Genomic DNA, 5,772 nt, shown 5'->3' with positions numbered 1-5,772 from the left:
CCTTGTCAACCGCCCCCAAGATCCGGGAGATGATCCGATGAGCTGGGATGATACCGAAGACACGACGATCTATGAGGTCGTGGTCAATCACGAAGAGCAGTATTCGATCTGGCCGGCCGATCGCGAAACGCCGCTTGGCTGGAACAAGGTCGGCAAGTCGGGCCCCAAGGCCGAATGCCTGGCCTATATCGACGAGGTGTGGACCGACATGCGGCCACTGAGCCTGCGCAAGGCCATGGAGGCCGAACAGGCCCGGCAAACGGACTGACCAGCCCTTGGCCGGAACGGCCGGCGCCGGTCAACCGGCGCCGGCGCGCTCAGGCTCTGATACTCTTCACGTTCTGGCCCTCTTCACACCGCCGGCCAGCCGGAAAAACACCACCCAGAAGATCAGGGCTGCGGCGATCGCGGTGGCGACCATCCACCACGACATCCCGGCCGGCGTCATCAGCCGCCAGATCGGCTCGGCCGGCGTGACTTCAGGGTTCTGGATGATCGAGAACAACGCCATGTTGTTGGCCAGATGCACGCCGATCGCCGGCTCCAGCCGCTGGGCCTTCACGGTCAGCGCCGCCGCGAACAACCCGGCCACGAACAGGCTGACATAAACCATCGGCGTGTTGTTCGGGCTGTAATGATAGGCCGCGAAAATCACCGACGCGCCGACGGCCGCCACAACCGGGCGGCCGATGCCGGCATAGAGCCCCTGAAGCGGATAGGCACGGAACACCAGTTCATCCGATGTCGCCTGAATCAGATACAGGAAACCGCCCAACACCAGCCCGGCCACCCAGCCGGCGGGCTCGAAGGCCAGTTCCAGATCGATCGGTGATCCCTGCAACCACATGCCGGCCAGCGATGACGCCTGCACGATCGGCAGATAGATGATGAACGCCTTGGCGATCAACCGCAGATTGTATTGGCGCTCAGGCGAAATCAGGGTCAGGAAGGGCCGGGCGTTCAGCAGCCGCACCACCAGAAACACGCCCAGAATCCAGATCGGGAACATCGCCATCCAGATCAGAAAGCCGGCGATATTGGCCTTGGTGGCGAACAGGTTGACGGTGGCATCCGGCGGCCCGAAGGTGCTGATCAGCTTCATCTGGATCGGGCCGATCACCTGCGCGGCCAGCAATGGCACCACCAGCAGGATCGTCAGGATGCCGACGATATAGACCAGCGTGCCGCTGCGCCCGATCAGCCCCTGTGCCAGATACGCATTCTCGTGCCCTTGGGCCCTGCCATCCGCCTCGCGCATCATCGCCTCATTCGCCAGAGTGCCGCGCCCGGCCATGCCGGCGCCGCGCCAATCTTGCGCGACAGGTCATGAAGTTGGCAACCTGTATCAGCGGTAATAAATGACAGCTTACCTTCGCGTAAAGGTTCAGAGCGTGCGATCACGCGCGGCATAAAGACCGGCAACCAATGCCACCAGACCGATGCCGGTCAACAACCAGCCGACACTGTCCCAGCCGCCGGTTATTTCGTGCATCATGCCGATGGCGAGCGGACCCAGCGCCGCCAGCGTATAGCCGACGCTCTGCGCCATGCCCGACATCCGGGCCGCGGTCATCGCGTCGCCGGCACGCAGCACGATCATCACCAGTGCCAGCGAGAAGCTGCCCCCCTGGCCGATGCCAAGCACCACCGCCCAGGGCCACATGGTGGCGATCGGCCCCCACATCATGCCCAGGATACCGGCCAGCGTGGCACCCATGATGACCAACACCCAGACCTGCTGGTTGCGCCGCCGGGCGGCGATCATCGGCACCACCAGCGCGCTTGCCGTCTGCACCAGCAACGACATCGACACCACCAGCCCCGAGGTCACGACGCTGACGCCGCGATCCTGAAGGATGCTGGGCAGCCAGCCGAACACCGAATAGGCGAGTGAGCTTTGCAGGCCCATATAGAGCGTGATCGACCAGGCCAGCGGCGAGGCCAGCAGCCGGGTACCGGCGGCGGGACGATGGCCCGAGCGTGTGTCGAGATGGCGGGCCGATGGCCACCACACCAGTGCCGCCACAATCGCCGGCACCGCCCAGACCCCGAGCGCCAGCGTCCAGCTGCCCGATGCCTCGGCGATCGGCGCGGTCAGCCCGGCCGCGACCGCGGCACCACCGCACAGCGCCATGGTATAGATGCCGGTCAGCAGGCCGGCCCGTTCGGGAAAGGCCTGCTTCACCACGCCGGGCAGCAGCACGCCGGTGATCCCGATGCCGGCACCCGCCATCAGCGATCCAGCAAACAGGCCGGGCGCGCCCAGAAAGCCGCGCAGAACCACGCCGATCGCGATCATCACCAACCCGACCACGGCCGCCGCCGGCAGCCCCATCCGGCGCGCCAGAAGCGGTGCCACCGGTCCGAACGCGCCCAGACACAGCACCGGCAGCGTCGTGACCAGACTGGCGGTGACCGAACTGATGCCCAGCGCCGCCGAGACCGTGCCGAGCAGCGGCCCGATGCTGGTCAGGGCCGGCCGCAGGTTCAAGGCCACCAGCACGATGGCCACGACCAGAAGCACGGCGGTCATGGGCGCTGCCGGTCGTGGTGTGGTGGCTGATGGCGCGTCCTGAACCGGACGACCTGCATGCCGATGGGGGGACGGCGCATTCACGACTGCGGCTCCTCGATGGAACGGGTCCGGGACGGGGGGGAAGAGGTGTGGGCAGGCGGCATCGTTGCCGCCAGACGTTGTTCAACCGTGGTCACCACCGGCGCCAGCAGGTCGCGTGCGGCCTGTGCGGCGGCATCAGGGTCGCGGGCGGCAATGGCATCGCGTACCGCCACATGCGCCGCAAGGCTGGGCTCGGGCAGGGTGCGATCGGCCAGAGACAGGCGCAGATAGCGCCGCAACTGTTCGGTGAACCAGCAATAGAGTTCAGCCAGCGCCGCATTGCCGCCGGCCTCGGCCACCGCCACATGAAAGGCGATGTCGTGGTCGATATAGATGTCGAAGGCGACAGGATCCGATGGCGCCGGCTCGATCGAGCCGCGCAGCGCCAGGGCCGCATCGATCCGCGCCAATGCCGCGGGCGTGCAGCGCAGTGCCGCCAGCCGTGCGGCCTCGATCTCCAGCGCCGCACGCAGTTCAAGATGATCGCGATGGCCGGCATGCGCCACCCGGCGCAGCGTCTGGCCAGGTTCGGCCATTGCCCGCACATAGGTGCCGTCGCCCTGGCGCACCTCCAGCATGCCCAGATAGGCCAGTGCCCGCACGGCTTCACGAACCGTGCCGCGCCCCACCCCCAGTGCCTGGGCCAGTTCCGGTTCCGGCGGAATCCGGCCACCAACCGCCCAGGTGCCTTCGGTGATCTGCGCGCGCAACTCCTCGATCGCGGCGTCGACAAGACTGCGGCGGTTGATGGCGGCGGGCATGGACATCAGGGGCTGCTCCGGTGGTATCGATGATTGATCCAATCATCCGATGTTTCGATTCACGATTCCAGATTGCCGGGAGGAGCCCAGCCCTGCGATCCATGCAGGGCCGGGCCGGTGTGATCAGGCTGCCGCAAACTCGGCAAGCAGCGCCGGATAGGCGTCCATCGGCGGGAATTTCTCGAAGCTGTGGCTGGCCGGCAGATTGACCCAGGGCAGTTTCTCGCTGGTATACACCTCCATGAACGGACGGAAGCCGGCCGCGTCGTCGAGAAGGGTGGCGCGAATATTGACCAGTTGCTCCATGCCCACCGGCTGGCTGTAAAGCCAGCTGTGGCATTGCGGGCAGAAATAATGGGTGGTCTGTGCCCCCACCTTGCAGGGCACCGGCTCACCTGCCGTCACCTGGAAGTGGTCGGTGGGATACAGACTGCTCAGCGAAAAGGCGCTGCCGGTCATACGCTGGCACTCCCGGCAATGGCAGGCCATGGTGATCAGCGGCGGGCCGGCAGCCGCGATCGTCACGGAGCCGCATCGGCAGGTGCCGCTGACGCTGGCGGTGGTGGCGTCACTCATCGGGGGATCTCCTTCGGCCTGGGCCATGGTCATCAGGATCAGGCCACAAGCTGGTCTTCAAGCCAGGCGAAGACGGCGCCATATGGCGGCAGGATGATGCGGTCGCCTTCCACCCAGCCAAGCGCCAGATGATGATCTTCCTCGACCTGAACGACCGTCTCGGGAAGATCGACCGATCCGCCGCGCCCGGCAAGCTCGATGGCGACCAGCAGGCGGCGGCGGTCGAGGGTCCGGATAACACAGATCACGTCCTCGGTGGCCGCCACGATGTCGATATCGCCACTGACCAGCGCCGGACGCGCCGCGCGCCAGCGCAGGAAATGGCGGGTAAACGACAGCACCGATGCCGGATCGGCGGCCTGTGCGCCCACGGCGCGACGCAGATGGTCGTTGGGGATCGGCAGCCAACCGTCGACGGTCGAGAATCCGGCATGGCGGTCGCTGTCATCCCAGGGCATCGGCGTGCGGCAGCCATCGCGGCCGGCGAAATCCGGAAAGAAATTCAACCCGTAAGGGTCTTTCAACTGCTCGTAGGGAACATCTGCCTCGGGCAGCCCCAATTCCTCGCCCTGATACAGAAACACCGTGCCGCGCAGGGAACACAGCAGCGCGATCAGGGCCTTGGCGAAATCAGCCGGCGCATCGCGCCCGCCCCAGCGCGACATCACCCGCTCGACATCGTGGTTGCTGAATGCCCAGCTGGGCCAGCCATCGCGGCCGGGCCGGTTGCCGACGCCCTCGGCATGAAAGGCCGCGACGGCGCCGGTCACCGTGCGCGGGTCGAATTCGGGGCCCAGCAATGCGAAGGAATAGGCGGTGTGCAGCGGTGCCGCCGGGCCGGCATAGTCGCGCATCACCGACAGGCTGTCGTCGGCGGCAATTTCGGCGATCAGCAGGATGTCGCCATACTCATCGGTCAGCGCACGCAGGCGGCCCAGGAATTCCAGGGTCTCGGGGCGCGACTTGTTATAGACATGCATCTGATAATTATACGGGTTGGATGGCCTGACCGCCTCGGTCGGCGCCATGCCTGCCGGCCGGACCGGATTGTCACGCAGATCCAGGTCGTGGGTCAGGCAGTTGCAGGCATCCAGCCGGAAACCGTCGACGCCCCGGTTCAGCCAGAACCGGCATTCATCGAGCAGAGCATCCTGCACCGCCCTCAGATGCAGGTTCAGATCGGGCTGTTCGGGCAGAAAATTATGCAGATAATACTGCCGGCGCCGCGGCTCCCATGTCCAGGCGCTTCCGCCGAACATCGACAGCCAGTTGTTGGGCGGCGTGCCGTCGGGGCGCGGGTCCGCCCAGACATACCAGTCCGCCCGGGCATTCTCGCGGCTGCGCCGGCTTTCCTGGAACCAGCGGTGCCGCTGAGAGGTATGGCTCAGCACCATATCGATCACCACCTTCAGCCCCAGACGGTGGGCTTCGGCCAGCAGGGCGTCAAAATCCTCAATGGTGCCGAACAGCGGGTCGACCTCGCGGTAATCCTCAATGTCATAGCCAAAATCGACCATTGGCGACTTGAAGAAGGGCGAGATCCACAGCGCGTCCACGCCGAGCGAAGCCAGATGGCTCAGCCGTCGGGTCACCCCGGGCAGGTCGCCGATGCCGTCGCCATTCGTGTCCTGAAAGCTGCGCGGATAAATCTGATAGATAATCGCGCCGCGCCACCACTGCATTCTCGCTGCCCCTTCGCTGTCGCGCAAAATCGCGCCCTGTGCTAAGTTCATATAGCGCGGATCGGGCGTCGTCGAACATTCATGAACGCCGTGGATCATTCATTCCCATGGCAGACCGATCCGCGCACGGCCTGTG

Annotated in this window: 6 protein-coding genes; 1 reads left to right on the top strand and 5 read right to left on the bottom strand. The window is 65.7% G+C overall.

From position 1 onward, the window contains the following. Positions 1 to 37 precede the first annotated feature (37 nt). Positions 38 to 268 (top strand): MbtH family protein, encoded by a 231-nt coding sequence (locus IEW15_RS08300; protein WP_188576723.1) that lies wholly within the window; start codon positions 38 to 40, stop codon positions 266 to 268. A gap of 66 nt (positions 269 to 334) precedes the next feature. Here the strand turns inward: IEW15_RS08300 and IEW15_RS08295 are convergent, their stop codons facing one another. The 5 genes from IEW15_RS08295 to IEW15_RS08275 form a co-directional block, all read right to left on the bottom strand. Continuing rightward, complete coding sequence (locus IEW15_RS08295; protein ID WP_188576721.1) at positions 335 to 1,294, bottom strand: CPBP family intramembrane glutamic endopeptidase; 960 nt, start codon at positions 1,292 to 1,294, stop codon at positions 335 to 337. Positions 1,295 to 1,384: 90 nt separating this feature from the next. Beyond that, positions 1,385 to 2,533 (bottom strand): CynX/NimT family MFS transporter, encoded by a 1,149-nt coding sequence (locus IEW15_RS08290; RefSeq protein ID WP_188576719.1) that lies wholly within the window; start codon positions 2,531 to 2,533, stop codon positions 1,385 to 1,387. A gap of 80 nt (positions 2,534 to 2,613) precedes the next feature. Then, on the bottom strand, positions 2,614 to 3,384 hold the full coding sequence (locus IEW15_RS08285; RefSeq protein WP_188576716.1) for a FadR/GntR family transcriptional regulator: 771 nt from the start codon (positions 3,382 to 3,384) through the stop codon (positions 2,614 to 2,616). Between the two features lie 117 nt (positions 3,385 to 3,501). Continuing rightward, positions 3,502 to 3,954, bottom strand: a complete 453-nt coding sequence (locus IEW15_RS08280) for a GFA family protein (RefSeq protein ID WP_188576714.1) — start codon at positions 3,952 to 3,954, stop codon at positions 3,502 to 3,504. Between the two features lie 38 nt (positions 3,955 to 3,992). Next, positions 3,993 to 5,636 (bottom strand): alpha-amylase family glycosyl hydrolase, encoded by a 1,644-nt coding sequence (locus tag IEW15_RS08275; protein WP_188576712.1) that lies wholly within the window; start codon positions 5,634 to 5,636, stop codon positions 3,993 to 3,995. Positions 5,637 to 5,772: the final 136 nt, after the last annotated feature.

The organism is Tistrella bauzanensis (assembly GCF_014636235.1).
GTDB lineage: Bacteria > Pseudomonadota > Alphaproteobacteria > Tistrellales > Tistrellaceae > Tistrella > Tistrella bauzanensis.
The sequence above is the reverse complement of the archived record's forward strand: the minus strand, read 5'-3'. Positions and strand labels throughout refer to the sequence as shown.